Here is a 17,483-nt window from a genome sequence, read left to right as displayed (position 1 = left end):
CGATGCCGCTGACGCCGGTGCCGCCGGGGCACGTCGCCACCATCGTCACCACGCTGGAGATGCATGCGCGCCCCCGCCCTGCGCCGCTGCCCGCATCGCCGCTGCGGCTGGTCCGCTGGGCCGAACCCCGCGCAGAGGCGTACCGCATCCTGTTCGAACGCGTGGGTGCCCCGTGGCTGTGGTTCTCCCGCCTGACGCTGGACGACGCCGCGCTGCTGGCCGCGATCCGCAAGCCGGGTACCCAGGTTCATGCCGTCATCGACCGGCAGGGGATCGAGGTCGGGCTGCTCGAATTCACCCATATCGACGACGAATGGGCCTCGCTCGATTATTTCGGGCTGGTGCTGGAATGGACGGGGCGCAAACAGGGCGACTGGCTGATGGCGATGGCCATGGCGCTGATGTGGCGGCCCGGCATCCGCTTCGTCCGGGTCAACACCTGCACGCTCGATCATCCCGCCGCGCTCGGCTTTTACCGCCGGCACGGGTTCGAAGCCGTCCGTCGCACGGCAGAGAGCTTTCCCGATCCGCGCCTGACCGGGCTGCTCCCCCGCGACGCCGCGCCTCAGATCCCGCTGCTCGATCCCGCCAGCCGCCGGTAGAGCGCAACCTGAACCAGCACCAGCGCCAGCCCCGCCGCACCGCTGGCCAGCGCCAGCACCAGTGCCGCCGGGATCTGCACGATCTGGCCCGTCGATCCGCTCGCCAGCGCCAGTGCATCGACACCGCGCGCCACGATGCTTGCGGAAAAGCTGCCGATCAGGATGATCAGCCACATCGCCGCGATCATCCATCCGCCCTTGGCGGTCATCGCCACCGCCGTGCCGACCGCATCGCCGAACCGCTCGTCCGGCCGGGCGATCAGCCGCGGCCCGATCATCAATCCGCGCGCGGTAAAATAAACGCCAGGCAGGATCAGCAGGAAAAAGCCGATGCCGGCCACCAGCCCGGCCAGGAATACGCCCGCCAGATAGCGCGGAAAGACGCGCAGCGTACCGGTCAGCGCCCCCAGCACATCGGGCCGGGCGGGGCTCAGGTACAATGTCTGGATCACCGCCGAACCGAAACTGGACATCAGCATGGCGAACGCCAGCACGCCCGCATGGTCGGTCAGGTGCGCGATCAGTACCGCCGCCTGCTGGTCCTGCGCCACCCCATCCAGGTTCAGCGGCGGCATCAGCAACTGCTGCCCCAATGCGGGCCAGGTATAGAACAGCCCGGCCAGCGGGATCAGCAGGGTCCGGTCGCGCCGGAACAGCGCTGCCGCCGCCTCGAATCCCTGGGTCAGCCCGATGCTCATGCCGTTTCCCGTTCCGCCGCCTGCGACCGTGCAGCGGCCATCAGATAGAGTTTGCCGACAAAGGCCGACACTGCGATCCCCAGCACCGTGTCCAGCGCCGCCAGCACGGCCAGCGTCACCAGCACGCCCGCCGCCCATGGCCCGCCGCCGCCCAGCATCAGGATCAGTACGCTCCCCAGACCCGATGTCACCGCCAGCGTCAGGACGAACACGACGATCAGATAGGCGAGCGCCGCGCCCATGATCCGCCCGGTCATCCCCCGCGTCAACGCGACCGACCGGCCGATGGCGGCGATGCCCAGCCCCTCTGCCACCACCACCGGCGGGACCAGGATCAACCGCACGCCGATCAGCAGCAGGAACGGGGCCAGCGCCGCGCCGTACAGCAGGATCGGCACCAAAGCCGCCGCCGGAATGGCCGTCACGCCGCCGCCCAGGTCGGGCTGGACGCCATAGGTCCACAGGATCGCGGCCATCGGCGATGCGACGATCAGCACCACCAGGCCCAGCACCACCATCACGCCGACCAGCGGGGCGAACCGCCGCGTCGCCAGCAGCCGGGCCGCCATGCCCTGTTCCGGGGCCATTGCTGCCGTCATCACCACCGTCCGCCCCCAATAGGCGATCAGGGTCAGCACCAGCCCCGCCATCGTCACGCCGATTGCCACCACCGATCCCGCGCCTGCCGACAGCGGCGCGATCAGCGCGGCCAGCGCGCTCGGCAACCAGATGGCCCCCAGTGCCAGGGGCAGCAAAGTCCGCCAGCGCTCGCCCAGAAACGCCCTGGTCCGGTCGATTGCGGCACTCAACTTGACCATCGCCGCACTTGTCTCCACTTGGCTGGGGTCGACGCTCTAACCCCCGGACTGTTTCTTGCCAATGCTCGCAGCCGATCCCGCTCCCCTTCCCGCCGATGCCGTGGAATGGCGGGTCAGCCCCGGACTGACCGATTACGACCAGGCCCTGGCCGAAATGACCGCGCGGGCATCCGCCGTTCAATCCGGCGATGCGCGCGAATGCGTCTGGCTGCTCGAACATCCGCCGCTCTACACCGCCGGGACCAGCGCCGATCCGGCGGAACTGATCGATCGGCGCTTTCCGGTCCATGTCGCCGGACGCGGCGGGCGCTATACCTATCACGGGCCGGGCCAGCGCGTCGGCTATCTGATGCTCGATCTGTCGCGGCGGGGCCGGGATGTCCGTTGTTTCGTCCATGCGCTGGAACGCTGGCTGATCGATACGCTGGCCGATCTCGGCATCCATGCCTATGCCGTCGACGGCCGCGTCGGCATATGGACCCGCGATGGCGGGACAGAGGCAAAGATCGGCGCCATCGGCGTGCGGGTGCGCCGCTGGGTGACGATGCATGGCTTTTCGATCAATCTGGACCCCGATCTCACGCATTTCGGCGGCATCGTGCCCTGCGGCCTACCCGAATATCCCGTGACCAGTGCCGCCGCGCTTGGCCGGCCGATTGGCGTCGCCGATTTCGATGCCGCGCTACAGCGCCGCTTTCCGGGGTTTTGCGACCGGCTGGCCGCGTCGGGCCGATGCGGGGTTGAGCCGACAGGATCCGCTCTTTAGGGTCGGCGGCCGACACAGGTCGCGCAACAGCACCGGGCCGCACAATGGAGACGATCATCGCATGACCCCCTTTTCCCCCCGAACGACCGCTTTCCCCGCACGCACCGCGCTGGCCCTGGCCGGCCTGGCAATCCTGACCGCCTGTGGCGGAACGCAGGAAACGGCCTCGACCGACAATACCCTGATCACCGAACTCAACCAGCTCGATACCGTCGACGGCACGATCAGCGACGACATGACCGTGCTCGACGGCGCAACGCTCGATTCCGATAACGCCATGATGCCGCCAGAAACCGGCGCGATGGACAATATGGCGGTGATGGGGAACGATCAGTAACCATCGTCTTGCGCTTCGTGCTTGATTTGCGGCGATAGCGGATTCACAAGGGACGATAGGGGACGTGTTCGATGCGGCGGCCCGTGCTGCCTGCATGGGGAGGATTTGTTTCGATGCGTATGCTTTGTCTGGCCTTTGTCCTGGCCATGGCCTTCAATGCCGTTCCGGCAAAGGCCCAGTTCTTCCTGAAACCCTATGATCTGACGGCACCGCCGGTGACCGGCGCGGATACCGGCCTTGTGGCGCAAAGCCTGCCCGAAGGCACGCCGGAGGAGCAACGCGCCGCACTGGTATGGAACGTTCGTGCCGCGCTGAATGTCGCGGCCTTGCAGTGCCAGTTCGAACGCTCGCTGCTGACCGACGAAAATTACAACGCGATGCTGCGCAACCACCGCGAGGAACTGGCCGGCAGCTACAAAGCGATCACCGACTATTTCGCCCGCAAGCATCCCAAGGACAAGCGCGCGGCCCAGACGGCCCTCGATCAGTTCAACACGCGGATCTATTCCGGCTTTTCGACCGTGTCGGCGCAGCTGATGTTCTGCGCGACGGCTGAATCGATCGGCCGTGAAGTGGTGTTTTCCCCGCGCGGCACGCTGCACATGGTTGCCGAACGGCGGATGCGCGAACTGCGCGGCTCGCTGGTTCCGTGGGGCGAACAGCAATTCTATGGCTGGCGCGCACCGCAGCTTGGCTATCAATACCGTGTTCCGGCCGCCTTTGGTCAGCCGCGCTGCTGGCGCAAGGACGAATGGCAGCCCAAGCGCTGTGGCGAACCGTTTCGCGGGGAACTGGCCACCCGCTGACGCTGGCGGCGCACCGGCCCCCGCCGGGTAAGGGAATGACCATGGCGCCGCTTCCCCTGCTCGGCCCGCTGCTGCCGCTGTTCGACGGCTTCGGCATCGCGGTGTTCGCCGCCACCGGCGCGCTGGCCGCCACGCGCGCACGACAGACGCTGGTGACCGCCTGTTTCTTTGCCCTGATCACCGGCGTCGGCGGGGGCACGATCCGCGATCTGTTGATCGGGGCACCCGTTTTCTGGGTCAACCATCCGTTCATCGCCGCCATCTGCCTGGCGGCGGCACTGCTCATCTGGCTGACGCCGGAACGCTGGTGGGCGGGCCAGGGGTTCGACTGGCTCGATGCGCTGGGCCTTGCCGCCTATGCCGTGTTCGGCGCGGCAAAGGCGCTGGCCTGGGGCGTGCCGCCCGTCCCGGCATTTGTCATGGGCGTCGTCACTGCCTGTGTCGGCGGGATCATCCGCGACGTGCTGGCGGGGGAACCGTCGATCCTGATGCGGCCCGAACTCTATGTCACGGCGGCGGCACTGGCGGCGGGGCTGCATGTCGGGCTGACCCTGATCGGCCTGCCGGTGGCTTTTGCGGCACCGGTGGCGGCGCTGGCCGGCTTCGGTCTGCGCGCAGCGGCGATCCGGTGGAAACTCGCTTTGCCCAGCTATCGCGGGCGCTAGGCGCCAGCTGCGCGGTCAGATGCGGTAGAACAGGGTCGCGCTGATCACGTGATTGGTCCGGTCAGGCCCGGGCCGGAAGATGCGCTGGTTCAGGTAACCCGGCTCCAGCCGGAACCGTTCGCCCACCGGCACGCCGATGCCGATGAAGTTGCGCCACTGGTCGATCCCGCCCCGCGCACCCCAGTCGGTATCGTTCAGCGCCAGAAACCCTTCGGTCACCGCCACCGCCTGCACGGCACCCTCGCGCGCGATCGGCAGTTGCAGGCGCACGAACTGGCGCAGCCGCCATCCGGTATCCCCGCGCCCCTCCACCATCCGCTGCTCCAGCCGGGTCCGGCTGATCACCACGGGACGGCCGCCTGCATCGCGCAGCAGCGGCAGCTGCACCTGTTGCCACAGCCGGTGCTCGCGCGTCGTCGCCCCGCTCTGCGGCATGGTCGGAATATAGGCATATCCGGCCAGAACGGTGCTGTCGGGGGCAAAGCGCACCCCGACGGCAGGGCGCAGGATCACCTGCCCGATCCGCGACGCATCGTCGGTCAGCCGCCCCTGCGCCTCCAGCCAGACGAACGCATCGCCCCTGACGGTGCCCTGCGCCACCACGGCGCCCCATGCCTGGCCATCGGTCTGGGCTTGGGCGGCGGCGGGCATCGCCGACAGGATGGTCGCGGCAAGCAGCAGACGCATGACGGAACTCGCTTGGGCAATGAACGGGGCGGACAGGCCCGCTTAGCGTCCCGTTGCAGGCCGCATCAACCCCGCCGGCGTCAAAAGGCGCGGGCCAGCACCAGTACGCCCACATGATTGATCCGGTCCTCGCCGGTACGGCGAACGAACTGCACCATATATCCCGGTTCGATCCGAAGCTGCGGTGCGACTGCGATGCTCAGATTGGCACCGCCCCGCCACTGATCGCGTCCCGCCCGCGGCCCCCAGTCGCCACCATTGGCGTTCCACAGCAATTCGGCATTCACATCGCCCGTGACGCCCGGTGCCAGCGGGCGGCGCAGCCGGATCATCTGGCGCAGCCGCCACACCATGTCCCGTGCGCCGACGACCGTGCGCTGCTCGATCCGGGTGCGCGACAGCAGCAACACCTCGCCATTGCCATCGCGCATCAACGGCAGCTGCACCTGCTGCCACCATCGATGCTCGTCCTCGTCCCGCCCCTTTTCGGATCGCGTCCGGAAATAGGCATATCCGGCCAGCGCCTGCGCATCGCGGGCGAATTCGACGCCGATGGCCGGACGCAGAACGATCTGGCGCGTGCCCGCAACCGCGTCGGTCATCCGCCACTGCGCCTCCAACCGAGCCACGACCTTACCCTTCACCGTGCCGGTGGCGGTGATGCCGGTCCAGACGACGCCGCGCTCCTCGGCCCGCGCCGGGGCTAGCGACAGGAACGACGCGCCCACCGCAATCCACGCAACCGCACTCCACGCCACGGCCCGCGACCGGAACGGCCTCACCCTGGCGGTCGGCCCGCATCCATCCCGATGCCGGGCCATAGGACGGGATCAGCCGCCGACGCGCACCACGCCGACATCGGCGAAGCGCAGCGGCTCTTCGGGCGGAACGATGCTCTCGTTCAACTCGCGCTGCCAGAACCCGACATCGATCCACCGGCCCATCTTGAACCCGATTTCGCGGTACTGCCCCGCTCGGCGAAAGCCCTGCGATTCATGCAGCGCCACCGACGCCTCGTTCGGCAGGGTGATGACGGTGATCGCCTGGGTGAAGTTCTGGTTGCGCAGCGTATCGATCAATGCGGACAACAACAGCCGGCCGACGCCGCGCTGCTGGGCATCGCCCGCGACATAGATCGACGTCTCGACGACATAGCGATAGGCAGGACGGTCGCGGAATGCGTTGGCATAGGCATAGCCGACGACGCCCCGTTCCTCCCCCTCGCCATTGGTCACGACCAGCCAGGGGTAAAGCCCGTCGCTCTTCGCCATCCGTTCGCGCATCTGCGCGGCGTCGGGCGCGACATTCTCGAAACTCACCGTACCGCCGATGACATAGGGGGCATAGATCGCGGCGATGGCCTCTGCGTCGTCGGGGGTGGCGGCGCGAATGTCGATCATCGCAGCGCCCCCTCGACCAACCGGGTGGCCAGCCGCTGGTCGTCGGCCCTGGCCTGTACCGGGCCATAGGCGGCACATTCCAAGCACCTGGCCTGCATCGTCGCGGTACGCCCGTCGATCAGCCGGCGCACATCGCCCAGCGCGCGGGCGAACACCGCCTGCCGCTCGGCCGTCATCCGCGCGAACAGGTCGCGGCCGACTGCGGCTTCGCTGTCGCTAGGCTTGGCAAACTGCGCGATCAGCTTGGCAAAGGGATCCGGCTCCTTTTCCAGGAAGCGGGCATGGACCTTGGCCGGGTCCAGCTTTGCCAGTCGCGCCGCCTCGGCGATCGCGTCGTTCAGGTTGCCGAACTTGTCGACCAGCTTCAACTGACGCGCGGTGCCGCCATCCCAAACCCGGCCCTGCGCGATCTCGTCGACGCGCTCCGGCGTCATCTTGCGCGACTGGGCGACCAGCCCGACAAAGCGGGCATAGCCGCGCTCGATCCCCGATTGCAGGATCGCGTCCACGGTTTCGTTGGTGCCGCGATACAGGTCAGGCTGGCCGGTCAGCGGCGTCGTCGCCACGCCGTCGGCCCCGACGCCGATCTTGGCCAGCGTCCCTTCGAACGTCGGGATGATGCCGAAAATGCCGATCGATCCGGTGATCGTGTTCGGCTCGGCAAAGATCACGTCGCCCGGCGTCGACACCCAGTATCCGCCGGATGCCGCCAACCCGCCCATCGACACGACGACCGGCAGCTTCTGCGCCTTTGCCGCCAGGATCGCCTGACGCATCTTTTCGGATGCCAGCGCCGATCCGCCCGGCGAATCCACCCGCACGACCAGTGCCTTCAGCTCCTTCTTGGCCAGCGCGTCCAGGATCAGCTTGGAAATCGTGTCCCCGCCGACCGTGCCCTGGCCGCTGTCGCCGTCGATGATCTCGCCGGCGATGGTGATGACGCCGATCGGGCTGCCCACCTGCTTGACGGGGTGCGCGTTGATCCAGTTGGCCATCTTGATCGTCTTGTACGTGCCCTCGGCCTTGTTCGGCTCGGCACCGACCAGCGCGGCGACCCGCTTGTCGAAGGCCAGCCGCTCACCCACTTGGTCGACCAGCCCGGCATTCTTGTTGGCCGCTGCGATGTCGCCCTGCGCCGCCTGCACCATTTCGGCCGGGCGCTGGATGAACGCATCGATCTGCGCCTTGGGCCGCGCCTGCTTCACCCGGTCGACCCATTGCTGAAAGACCGCTCCGTACAGCGCCTGGTTCGCTGTGCGCGATTCCGGCGACTGGTCCGCCCGGATATAGGGCTCAACCGCCGCCTTGTACGTGCCGACGCGGTAAACGTGCGCATTCACCCCCAGCTTGTCGAGCAGTTCCTTGTAATAAAGCTGCGTCCCGCCCGGCCCTGTGAACAGCGTGCCGCCCTGGGGGTTCACCCACACCTCGCTGGCATGGGCGGCCAGCAGGTATCCGCTGTCGGAATAGCCGGTGGCATAGGTCAGCACCGGCTTGCCGCTGTCGCGCACCCGCTTCACCGCATCGGCCAGATTGGCGATGGTCGCGGGATAGCCGCCGGCAAAGCTGTCCAGGTCCAGGACCACCGCCTTGACCCGCTTGTCGGCGATCGCCGCATCGAGCGCGCGGACCAGGTCGGACAGCCGATGCTCGGACAGGACCGACTGGCCCGTCAGCGCGGCCAGCGGATCGGCCTCGGTCGGCTGCTCCACCACCGATCCGTCCAGCGTCAGCAGCAATGCGCCGTCCTTGATCGCCGCCGGATTGGGGCTGGCGGCAAGGGCCGCGAACACCAGGCCGAAAAACAACAGCATGAACAACAGGACCAGCCCGTCCTTGATCCCGACCAGGATTTTCCAAACCGTTCGTGCGACCTTCACCAGGCAATCTCCATGCAATCCGCTGGCTGGACGCTAGAGGATTGGGAGGGGGGAGTAAACGTCCGTGCTACCATCGCAATACAGTCGTTCATCGAGGCGAAATTTTTTCGGGTCGGCCGTTGACGCGCCTGTCCCTCTTCCACATATCCCAGCCGTTAGCACTCGATTGGACCGAGTGCTAAACACCATCTGAACACAGGAAGGACACAGGAGCCATGAACTTTCGTCCGCTGCACGATCGTGTGCTCGTTCGCCGCGTCGAAGCCGAGGAAAAGACGGCCGGCGGCATCATCATCCCCGACACCGCCAAGGAAAAGCCGCAGGAAGGCGAAGTCGTCGCCGCCGGCGCCGGTGCGAAGAACGAAAAGGGTGAAGTCAGCCCGCTGGACGTCAAGGCCGGCGACCGCATCCTGTTCGGCAAGTGGTCGGGCACCGAGGTCAAGGTGAACGGCGAAGACCTGCTGATCATGAAGGAAAGCGACATCCTCGGCATCGTCGGCTGATCGCCACGACCCGAACCGTCAATTTCGTCAACCAATCTCAATTGAAAGGGCAGTCAAATGGCAGCCAAGGACGTAAAATTCTCCCGCGACGCGCGTGAACGCATTCTGCGCGGCGTCGACATCCTCGCCGACGCGGTCAAGGTCACGCTGGGTCCGAAGGGCCGCAACGTCGTGATCGACAAGAGCTTCGGCGCGCCCCGCATCACCAAGGACGGCGTCACCGTCGCCAAGGAAATCGAACTGAAGGACAAGTTCGAGAATATGGGCGCGCAGATGGTGCGCGAAGTCGCCAGCAAGACCAACGACATCGCGGGCGACGGCACCACCACCGCCACCGTGCTGGCCCAGGCCATTGTCCGCGAGGGCATGAAGTCGGTCGCCGCCGGCATGAACCCGATGGACCTGAAGCGCGGCATCGACATCGCCGTCGCCAAGGTGGTCGATGACGTGAAGTCGCGCTCGAAGCCGGTTTCCGGTTCGTCGGAAATCGCGCAGGTCGGCATCATCTCGGCCAATGGCGACCGTGAAGTCGGCGAAAAGATCGCCGAAGCCATGGAAAAGGTCGGCAAGGAAGGCGTCATCACCGTCGAAGAGGCGAAGGGCCTCGAATTCGAACTCGATGTCGTCGAAGGCATGCAGTTCGACCGCGGCTATCTGTCGCCCTATTTCATCACCAACCCGGAAAAGATGTCGGTCGAACTGACCGATCCGTACATCCTGATCCACGAAAAGAAGCTGTCGTCGCTGCAGGCGATGCTGCCGATCCTGGAAGCGGTTGTGCAGTCGGGCCGTCCGCTGCTGATCGTGGCCGAGGATATCGAGGGCGAGGCGCTGGCCACGCTGGTGGTCAACAAGCTGCGTGGCGGGCTGAAGGTCGCGGCCGTCAAGGCGCCGGGCTTCGGCGATCGTCGCAAGGCGATGCTCGAGGACATCGCCGTCCTGACCAAGGGCGAAGTCGTCAGCGAAGATCTGGGCATCAAGCTGGAAAGCGTGACCCTGGGCATGCTGGGCACCGCCAAGCGCGTGACCATCGACAAGGACAACACCACCATCGTCGATGGTGCTGGCGATGCCGACTCGATCAAGGCCCGCACCGAGCAGATCCGTCAGCAGATCGAAGTCACCACTTCGGACTATGACCGTGAAAAGCTGCAGGAGCGGCTGGCCAAGCTGGCTGGCGGCGTTGCGGTCATCAAGGTCGGCGGTGCGACCGAAGTCGAGGTGAAGGAGCGCAAGGACCGCGTCGACGATGCGCTGCACGCGACCCGCGCTGCCGTGGAAGAAGGCATCGTCCCCGGCGGCGGTACCGCGCTCCTCTATGCCACCAAGGCGCTCGACGGCCTGACTGGTGCGAACGAAGACCAGACCCGCGGCATCGACATCGTCCGCAAGTCGCTGACCGCGCTGGTTCGCCAGATCGCCAGCAATGCGGGCCATGACGGCGCGGTCGTCTCGGGCAAGCTGCTCGATCAGACCGACACCTCGTTCGGCTTCAACGCATCGACCGACACCTATGAGAACCTGGTGGCGGCCGGCGTGATCGATCCGACCAAGGTCGTCCGCACCGCGCTGCAGAACGCGGCCTCGGTCGCCGGTCTGCTGATCACCACCGAAGCCACGATCGCCGAACTGCCGGAAGACAAGGCAGCGGCCCCCGCCATGGGCGGCGGCATGGGCGGCATGGGCGGCATGGATTTCTGAGCCTCGCGCGCGGTCGGCCACGCCCGACCGCGCAAAGCGCGAGGCCGGACGGCGGGGTCGCCAAGGCGACCCCGACCGACGGGACTGGCTCCGCCAGTCCCGGCCAGCCAAAGCCAAAAAGAAAAGGCCGGAGGGACCACCCTCCGGCCTTTTTGCTGTTCTTTCCTCACCGTCATGCCGGACCTGTTCCGGCATCCAGCGCGCCTCAATCAACCGGACGTGCCCGTCGTCTAGCGGCGACCTCGGATCGCCGCACGCTCCGGCTACTCCCCCAGCGCCCCCCGGACCAGTTCCGCCATCTTCGCATTGTCCGCCACCGACGGGTGGTAATGGCACCCGGTCATCTCGAGCCCGGTCACATGCCGCGTCACGACCCGTCCCGGCAGCGCGCCGGCCAGTGTCGCCGCCACCTGCTCGACCTGATCGTAAAAGCTGTCCCCGCCCAGCAGCACGAACCGGGCCTGGGGCTGCGCCCGCGCCAGATCACGCAGGAACGCGGCATAGGTCGCCCGGTAATCCGCCTTCAGCGCCTCGGCATCCGCCCATTTCTCCCCCGGCTTTACCGGCGTGGAAAAGTCGTTGGTGCCCAGATTGACGACGATCACGTCCGGCTGCCATTCCGAATCCGCGCCAGCCAGCGGCGACGCCTCGCCCGGAATGGCGCGGGGATAGCGCTTCACCATGGAATCGCCCGGCTCGCCGCCTGCATAATTCCGCACCACGCCGAACCCGGAATAGGCATGGATGCGGTAATCCGCGTCCAGCCCGCGCGCGACCATCGCGCCATAGGCCTGCGTCGTGTCGGTCAGGTCATGGACCTGCTGCGTCGTGCAGTCGCGGCTGTCGGAGACGTTCCCGTATCCGACGCTGTGCGAATCGCCGATCACCTCGATCTGCATCGCGCGCTCGGGCGCCAGATAGGCGCGGCCCGGCCCGATCAGTTCCATGCCGACGAAGCGGCTTTCCCCGCTCTGCGTCTCGGTCAGCTTGTCCAGGCGGATGACATGCTCGCCCTTGCCCAGCCCGTCGACGATCGTGTCGACCTTGCCCGGCGCGCGAAACACCTGCCGCTCGCGCCCATCCACGCTCAGCCGGATGAAATCGGTCGGCGCGTCGAACTGCAACCGCACCGTGTCCCCGGTGAACCGCGCCTCGACATAGACGCCGGGCCAGCCGAACCGCTGGCCCGCCTTGCCCTCGTCGATCGTGCGCCCGCCGATATGCACGGGCAGCGGGGTCCGATCCACATCGGGGCCGAACCCCGCCGCCGCCGGCCATGCCAGCGCACTCAGCGCCAGCGCGGCAAGGCGGCGGCCATGCACCGGCTTACGGCTTCATCGGCTGCAACGTCTGGATGCTGCCATCGGCGTTGAACTTCAACTCCGTGACCTTGACGTTGCGCAGGTGCGTTTTCTTCGACAGCTGGATGTCGTGGTAGAACAGATACCATTTGCCGCCCACCTCGACGATCGAATGGTGGGTCGTCCATCCCTCGACCGGCTCCATGATCCGTCCCTGATAGGTGAATGGGCCATAGGGATTGTCGCCGGTGGCATAGACCAGATAATGCGTGTCGCCGGTCGAGTAGGTGAAGTAATATTTGCCGTCCTTCTTGAAGGTCCAGCTGCCCTCGAAGAAGCGGCGGTCATGGTCGCCGGTCAGGATCGGCTTGCCCGCCTGGTCCAGGATCACGACGTCGCGCGGCGCTTCGGCAAAGGTCTTCAGGTCCGGGTTCATCCGGGCGATCTTGGCATTCAGCGCTGGGGCGTTGTTGTCGCCCAGGTCGGTGGCGGAACCGTTGGGGTCATAGCTGCCCTTGGCCCATTTCTGCAGCTGGCCGCCCCAGATGCCGCCGAAATACATGTAATATTGCCCGTCGCTGTCCTTGAACACATTGGGGTCCATGGAAAAGCTGCCGGGGATCGCCTGCGGCTCGGCCTTGAACGGGCCGGTCGGCGACTTCGACGTCGCCACGCCGATGCGGAAGATGCCCTGCTTGTCCTTGGCGGGGAAGTACAGGAAATAGGTGCCGTCCTTGTACGCCGCATCGGGGGCCCACATCTGCTGCCCGGCCCATGGCACATCGGCGATGTCGAGCGCGACGCCGTGATCGGTCACCGGGCCGCCGATCCGGTCCATCGACAGGACGCGGTAATCGCGCATCGCGAAATGGCTGCCCAGATCGTCCTCGGGAATGTCGGTTTCGATGTCGTGGCTGGGATAGATATAGATGCGGCCGTCGTCCCACACATGCGCGGACGGATCGGCGGTATAGATGCTGCGGATCAGCGGCTGGCTCAGATACTTCGCGTCGGACGCGCTGGCGACCGCAGTATCGCTGCCGGTGGTGCCCGTCTGGCACGCCGTCAGGGCCAGTGCCGAAATCCCGGTCGCCATCATCATGGCTGCCTTCCGTATCCGCATCATCATCCTCTCCTGTCCGATCCCCGGCCGCGGTCGCAGCGGCAAAGTGAGCGCTAACAGGCTTAGCGCCTATGGCCGGAAATGGAAGCCCCCCGGATGATCCGTGCGACGTGGTTGCCTTTGCCGTGCGCTTCGGCTAAGCGCGCCGCTTCCCCGCGATCCCGCATCCGGAATGGCCTGGCTCATCAGGGCTGCCACGGCCATTCATTGGGATCGCAAGCCGAGGAGATGAAAATGCCCAAGCTCAAGACCAAGAGCGGCGTCAAGAAGCGCTTCAAGATGACCGCAACGGGCAAGGTGAAGCACGGCGTCGCCGGCAAGCGTCACCGCCTGATTTCGCACAATGCCAAGTATATCCGCCAGAATCGCGGCACTTCGGTGCTGTCGGACGCCGATGTCGCACACGTGAAAGCGTGGGCGCCGTACGGCCTGCGTTGATAGGAGGATAGACCATGGCACGCATCAAGCGCGGCACGACGACCAAGGCGAAGCACAAGCGGATTTTGGATCAGGCGAAGGGCTATTACGGCCGTCGCAAGAACACGATTCGCATCGCGCGTCAGGCGGTCGAAAAGGCCGGCCAGTACGCTTACCGCGACCGCAAGGTTAAGAAGCGGACGTTCCGCGGCCTCTGGATTCAGCGCATCAACGCCGGCGTCCGGGCTGAAGGCCTCACCTATTCGCAGTTCATGCACGGGCTGAAGCTCGCTGGCATCGAACTCGACCGCAAGGTGCTGGCCGACATCGCCATGAACGAAGGCCCCGCCTTCGCCGCGATCGTCGCTCAGGCAAAGGCCGCACTGCCTCAGGCAGCGTAAGCCCGCCGCACCGGCAAATGGATCAAGGGCGTCGGGGGCAACTCCGGCGACCTTTTTCGTGGGCGTCTCTCCTGCCCCGAACCCGCTCGTGCTGAGCCTGTCGAAGCACTGCCCTTTCTTCGAGCGGCAGAGGAAGGACAGCACTTTGACAAGCTCAGTGCGAACGAATTGGGGTAGATCGATCGACGTCCCCAAAAACTTCCCTCCCCTTCAGGGGAGGGGTTGGGGGTGGGGTGGAGGAGCGGACCAGCGCCGCCCCATGCTCATCCGCCCATCCCCCCACCCCCCTTTAAGCCAATCGCAATCGCCCGCTGCCATACCGGCCCCAAATGCTCCGCGTCCTCACCCTCGCCACGCTGTTCCCTGATGCGAGCCGCCCCAATTTCGGGGTGTTCGTCGAACGTCAGACGCTGGGCCTCGCTGCCCGCGACGGCGTGGAGCTTCGGGTCGTCGCGCCGCGCGGCCTGCCGCCCTTTCCGCTCGACCGCATGGCCGCCTATCGCACCCTCGCCGCCCAACCGGAGCGCGAAGACTGGAAGGGCATCCCCGTCCACCGACCCCACTTCCTCAACCTGCCCGGCACCCAGGGCCGCTGGCACGCGCCGATGCTGGTCCGGGCGCTCAAGCCACTGCTCACCCGCATCCGCCGCACCTTTCCGTTCGACGTGATCGATGCCGAGTTCTTCTTTCCCGATGGTCCCGCCGCAGTCGCGCTCGGCCGCCATTTCGGCGTGCCGGTGTCGATCAAGGCGCGCGGGGCCGATATCCACCATTGGGGCACCGCCCCCGCGACGGCGGATCAGGTGGTTGCCGCCGGACGCGCTGCGAACGGCCTGCTCGCCGTATCCGAAGCCATGGCCGACGACATGGCAGCACTCGGCATCCCCCGCCCGACCGTCCACCGCACCGGCATCGACCGCACCCGCTTCCACCCCCGCGACCGCTCAGGCGCAAAGGCCGCGTTCGGCATCGCAGGCCCGCTGGTGGTCAGTGTCGGCGCGCTGATCCCGCGAAAGGGGCATGACCTCGTCATCGACGCCGTTGCCGCCCTGCCCGGCGTCACCCTGCTGGTCGCCGGTCAAGGCCCGGAACAGGCGGCGCTTCAGTCGCGGATCGACGCATCGGGCGCCCAGGACCGCATCCGGCTGCTCGGCCCCCTGCCCCATGCGGACCTGCCCCCGCTGATCGCCGCCGCCGATGTCATGGCGCTCGCCTCGTCCTCGGAAGGGCTGGCCAATGCCTGGGTCGAGGCTTTGGCCTGTGGCACGCCCATCGTCATCCCCGATGCGGGCGGCGCGCGCGAGCTGGTCGACCGTCTGGCAGCAGGGCGCATCGTCGATCGCACCGCACCCGCAATCGCCGCCGGTATCGCCGACCTGCTCGCCGATCCGCCAGCCCCCGCCGATGTCGTCGCGGTCGCCGACCCTTATAGCTGGGACAGAAACGCGGCCGAATTGCACGCGCACCTTGCCGCGCTGGTCGGCAATGGCCTAGGCCGATTGACCTAGGACGTCATCGATCGAAATGACGCCCGCGTAACGATGTCGGTTCGGGGAGTATGGCTTATGCGTTGGATGGCGACAGCCGCGATTGGACTTGCCCTGGCAACCCCCGCTTTGGCTCAGGATGGTACCGCCGCCCCCGCCGGTCCGCCCGCCATCCCCGGCAATCCGGCGGGTCGCCCACCGGTCGCCGATGGCTGGACGATCTCGGTCGGCTTCGCCCCCGTGGTGTCGCCGGTGTGGCAGGGTTCGACCGAGGCGGCGCTGTCGATCTTTCCCGATCTGCGCCTGAATTACCGGGACGAGATTTTTGCATCCGTCCCCGATGGCATCGGCTGGAATGCGGTCCGGTCCGATGGCTGGCGAGCGGGGCCGGTGGTCAAGCTGCGCTTCGGCCGGGACGAGCGCAATGGCGGCTCACCCTTTCTAATCAGCGGGGGCAGCGACGCGCTCCTTGGCCTGGGCGATGTCGCTGCTGCCGGGGAAGCCGGGGGCTTCGTCGAAAAGCGCTTCGGCCCGCGCCAGCAATTGCGGGTGCGCAGCGAATTGCGTCAGGGCTTCGGCGGGCATCAGGGGCTGGTCGCCGATCTGTCGGCCAGTGCGGGCGGACGGATCGGCCGGGCGATCTGGTCGCTCGGTCCGCGCGCGACCCTGGCCAGCCGCGATTATGTTCAGACCTATTTCGGCGTTACCCCCGCTCAGTCGGCGGCCAGCGGCATCACCGCCTTTCGCGCCGATGGCGGGCTGGTTTCGGTCGGTGTCGGCGGCACCGTCATCCGGCCGGTCGGGCGCAGCTATGTCGTCACGCTGTTCGGCGGGGCGGACCGGCTGTCGGGCGATGCGGGTGGCTCGACGCTGGTGCAGGAACGCGGCGAACGGATGCAGTTGACCGTCGGCCTAGGCCTCTCGCGCCGCTTCCGGCTGTAACGTCCGGGCCGGGTTCGACAATTCGGGGCTGGCCCGGCCGTCCATCCCGGCTATGGTGCCCCTACCGGGCCGGCCTGTTGCGACTGGCGCTGGACGAAGGATGGGAGAGGGGAACGCATGGGCCGCTGGATCGCACTGCTGCTGGGCGCGCTGCTGCTTGTCGGGGCGTCGGCCCCGCCGCCATCCCCTGCCCTGCTGATCTTTACCCACAGCACCGGCTACCGGCACGAATCGATCGAGCCGGGGGCCAAGGCCATTGCCGCAATGGCCGAGAAACGCGGCTACCGCGTCACCACCAGCGCCGATCCCGCACTGTTCGACCGGGCCGATTCCCTGCGCGGCTATGCCGCCATCGTGCTGCTCAGCACGACGACCAATCCGTCCGATCCCGCCAGCGAATGGTTCGTCGGCCCACGCCGCGATGCGCTTCAGGCCTATGTCCGGGGCGGCGGCGGCATTGTCGGCATCCATGCGGCGGCGGATTCGCACTATCACTGGCCCTGGTACGGGCAGATGATCGGCGGCTGGTTCGAAAGCCATCCGCGCGGCACGCCGACCGCCCGCCTCCACCGCCACGATCCCCGCCATCCGGCCACCGCCCGCGTGCCGGACCGGTTCGAACGCGCCGACGAATGGTATTATTACAAGGATTACGATCCCCGCTCGACCTTGTTGCTCAGCTTCGATCCGGCGGGCACCGGCGGTGCGGGCGTCAATCCGAAACCGATCGCCTGGGCGCATGGCTTTGAAGGGGGACGGGTATTCTACACTGGCCTTGGCCATACCGTTGACGGCTGGAACGACCCGGTGATGGTTGCGCACCTGACCGGCGGCATCGACTGGGCTGCGGCGCGCACCGCAACGCCCCGGCGCTGACCGAACCGCCCGTCCCTCCCCTCCTCAACCCGGTTCTCCACCCCATCCGGTGACGGGCCGCATTGACCTGCGG

Annotated in this window: 20 protein-coding genes; 12 read left to right on the top strand and 8 right to left on the bottom strand. The window is 67.0% G+C overall.

Annotated features, from left to right (window positions below):
• Nucleotides 1-2 precede the first annotated feature (2 nt).
• Nucleotides 3-602: a GNAT family N-acetyltransferase gene (locus ACPVPU_RS05860; RefSeq protein ID WP_448660030.1), complete on the top strand. Its 600-nt coding sequence runs from the start codon at nucleotides 3-5 to the stop codon at nucleotides 600-602.
• Here ACPVPU_RS05860 and ACPVPU_RS05855 read toward each other — a convergent pair.
• Together ACPVPU_RS05855 and ACPVPU_RS05850 are read right to left on the bottom strand one after the other, a co-directional pair.
• Nucleotides 566-1,300, bottom strand: a complete 735-nt coding sequence (locus ACPVPU_RS05855; protein WP_448660029.1) for a hypothetical protein — start codon at nucleotides 1,298-1,300, stop codon at nucleotides 566-568. The two genes, ACPVPU_RS05860 and ACPVPU_RS05855, sit on opposite strands and share 37 nt — an antisense overlap.
• On the bottom strand, nucleotides 1,297-2,118 hold the full coding sequence (locus ACPVPU_RS05850) for a hypothetical protein (RefSeq protein WP_448660028.1): 822 nt from the start codon (nucleotides 2,116-2,118) through the stop codon (nucleotides 1,297-1,299). The genes ACPVPU_RS05855 and ACPVPU_RS05850 overlap by 4 nt, the downstream gene beginning before the upstream one ends.
• Nucleotides 2,119-2,179: 61 nt before the next feature.
• On the opposite strand from ACPVPU_RS05850, the gene lipB reads away from it, so the two are divergent.
• The 4 genes from lipB to ACPVPU_RS05830 all read left to right on the top strand — a co-directional run bounded on the left by lipB (nucleotide 2,180) and on the right by ACPVPU_RS05830 (nucleotide 4,692).
• Complete coding sequence (gene lipB / locus ACPVPU_RS05845) at nucleotides 2,180-2,884, top strand: lipoyl(octanoyl) transferase LipB (protein ID WP_448660429.1); 705 nt, start codon at nucleotides 2,180-2,182, stop codon at nucleotides 2,882-2,884.
• A 61-nt stretch (nucleotides 2,885-2,945) separates the two neighbouring features.
• On the top strand, nucleotides 2,946-3,221 hold the full coding sequence (locus ACPVPU_RS05840; RefSeq protein ID WP_448660027.1) for a hypothetical protein: 276 nt from the start codon (nucleotides 2,946-2,948) through the stop codon (nucleotides 3,219-3,221).
• Nucleotides 3,222-3,334: 113 nt separating this feature from the next.
• Entirely contained in the window at nucleotides 3,335-4,027 is a 693-nt protein-coding gene (locus ACPVPU_RS05835; protein WP_448660026.1) for a hypothetical protein, read from the top strand.
• Nucleotides 4,028-4,062: 35 nt separating this feature from the next.
• Nucleotides 4,063-4,692, top strand: a complete 630-nt coding sequence (locus ACPVPU_RS05830; RefSeq protein WP_448660025.1) for a trimeric intracellular cation channel family protein — start codon at nucleotides 4,063-4,065, stop codon at nucleotides 4,690-4,692.
• 15 nt (nucleotides 4,693-4,707) lie between these two features.
• Here the strand turns inward: ACPVPU_RS05830 and ACPVPU_RS05825 are convergent, their stop codons facing one another.
• The 4 genes from ACPVPU_RS05825 to sppA all read right to left on the bottom strand — a co-directional run bounded on the left by ACPVPU_RS05825 (nucleotide 4,708) and on the right by sppA (nucleotide 8,659).
• Nucleotides 4,708-5,379, bottom strand: a complete 672-nt coding sequence (locus ACPVPU_RS05825; RefSeq protein ID WP_448660024.1) for a DUF2490 domain-containing protein — start codon at nucleotides 5,377-5,379, stop codon at nucleotides 4,708-4,710.
• An 80-nt stretch (nucleotides 5,380-5,459) separates the two neighbouring features.
• Complete coding sequence (locus ACPVPU_RS05820) at nucleotides 5,460-6,137, bottom strand: DUF2490 domain-containing protein (protein ID WP_448660023.1); 678 nt, start codon at nucleotides 6,135-6,137, stop codon at nucleotides 5,460-5,462.
• Between the two features lie 72 nt (nucleotides 6,138-6,209).
• Nucleotides 6,210-6,779: an N-acetyltransferase family protein gene (locus tag ACPVPU_RS05815; protein WP_448660022.1), complete on the bottom strand. Its 570-nt coding sequence runs from the start codon at nucleotides 6,777-6,779 to the stop codon at nucleotides 6,210-6,212.
• Nucleotides 6,776-8,659, bottom strand: a complete 1,884-nt coding sequence (gene sppA, locus ACPVPU_RS05810) for a signal peptide peptidase SppA (RefSeq protein ID WP_448660021.1) — start codon at nucleotides 8,657-8,659, stop codon at nucleotides 6,776-6,778. Before sppA ends, ACPVPU_RS05815 begins: the two co-directional genes overlap by 4 nt.
• Before the next feature lie 215 nt (nucleotides 8,660-8,874).
• Between sppA and groES the strand changes: the two genes are divergently transcribed.
• On the top strand, nucleotides 8,875-9,162 hold the full coding sequence (gene groES, locus ACPVPU_RS05805) for a co-chaperone GroES (RefSeq protein WP_260020361.1): 288 nt from the start codon (nucleotides 8,875-8,877) through the stop codon (nucleotides 9,160-9,162).
• Between the two features lie 57 nt (nucleotides 9,163-9,219).
• Nucleotides 9,220-10,863, top strand: coding sequence for a chaperonin GroEL (gene groL / locus ACPVPU_RS05800; protein WP_448660020.1), 1,644 nt, complete (start codon nucleotides 9,220-9,222; stop codon nucleotides 10,861-10,863).
• Nucleotides 10,864-11,126: 263 nt separating this feature from the next.
• Here the strand turns inward: groL and ACPVPU_RS05795 are convergent, their stop codons facing one another.
• The gene (locus tag ACPVPU_RS05795; RefSeq protein WP_448660019.1) at nucleotides 11,127-12,185 is read right to left on the bottom strand and encodes an SGNH/GDSL hydrolase family protein; all 1,059 of its coding nucleotides are present in this window, start codon (nucleotides 12,183-12,185) and stop codon (nucleotides 11,127-11,129) included.
• 4 nt (nucleotides 12,186-12,189) lie between these two features.
• The gene (locus tag ACPVPU_RS05790; RefSeq protein WP_448660018.1) at nucleotides 12,190-13,266 is read right to left on the bottom strand and encodes a glycoside hydrolase family 43 protein; all 1,077 of its coding nucleotides are present in this window, start codon (nucleotides 13,264-13,266) and stop codon (nucleotides 12,190-12,192) included.
• Between the two features lie 255 nt (nucleotides 13,267-13,521).
• Here ACPVPU_RS05790 and rpmI point away from each other — a divergent pair, with 255 nt between their 5' ends.
• The 5 genes from rpmI (at nucleotide 13,522) to ACPVPU_RS05765 (ending at nucleotide 17,410) form a co-directional block, all read left to right on the top strand.
• Nucleotides 13,522-13,725: a 50S ribosomal protein L35 gene (gene rpmI / locus ACPVPU_RS05785; RefSeq protein ID WP_448660017.1), complete on the top strand. Its 204-nt coding sequence runs from the start codon at nucleotides 13,522-13,524 to the stop codon at nucleotides 13,723-13,725.
• 14 nt (nucleotides 13,726-13,739) lie between these two features.
• A complete protein-coding gene (rplT, locus tag ACPVPU_RS05780) occupies nucleotides 13,740-14,105 on the top strand; it encodes a 50S ribosomal protein L20 (RefSeq protein WP_448660016.1) in 366 nt (121 codons plus the stop codon).
• 329 nt (nucleotides 14,106-14,434) lie between these two features.
• On the top strand, nucleotides 14,435-15,613 hold the full coding sequence (locus ACPVPU_RS05775) for a glycosyltransferase (protein ID WP_448660015.1): 1,179 nt from the start codon (nucleotides 14,435-14,437) through the stop codon (nucleotides 15,611-15,613).
• A gap of 66 nt (nucleotides 15,614-15,679) precedes the next feature.
• Nucleotides 15,680-16,534 (top strand): MipA/OmpV family protein, encoded by an 855-nt coding sequence (locus ACPVPU_RS05770; RefSeq protein WP_448660014.1) that lies wholly within the window; start codon nucleotides 15,680-15,682, stop codon nucleotides 16,532-16,534.
• Nucleotides 16,535-16,651: 117 nt separating this feature from the next.
• Nucleotides 16,652-17,410, top strand: coding sequence for a ThuA domain-containing protein (locus ACPVPU_RS05765; RefSeq protein WP_448660013.1), 759 nt, complete (start codon nucleotides 16,652-16,654; stop codon nucleotides 17,408-17,410).
• Nucleotides 17,411-17,483: the final 73 nt, after the last annotated feature.

Source organism: Sphingomonas paludis (assembly GCF_053502515.1).
This window is presented reverse-complemented; position numbering and strand designations above follow the sequence as displayed.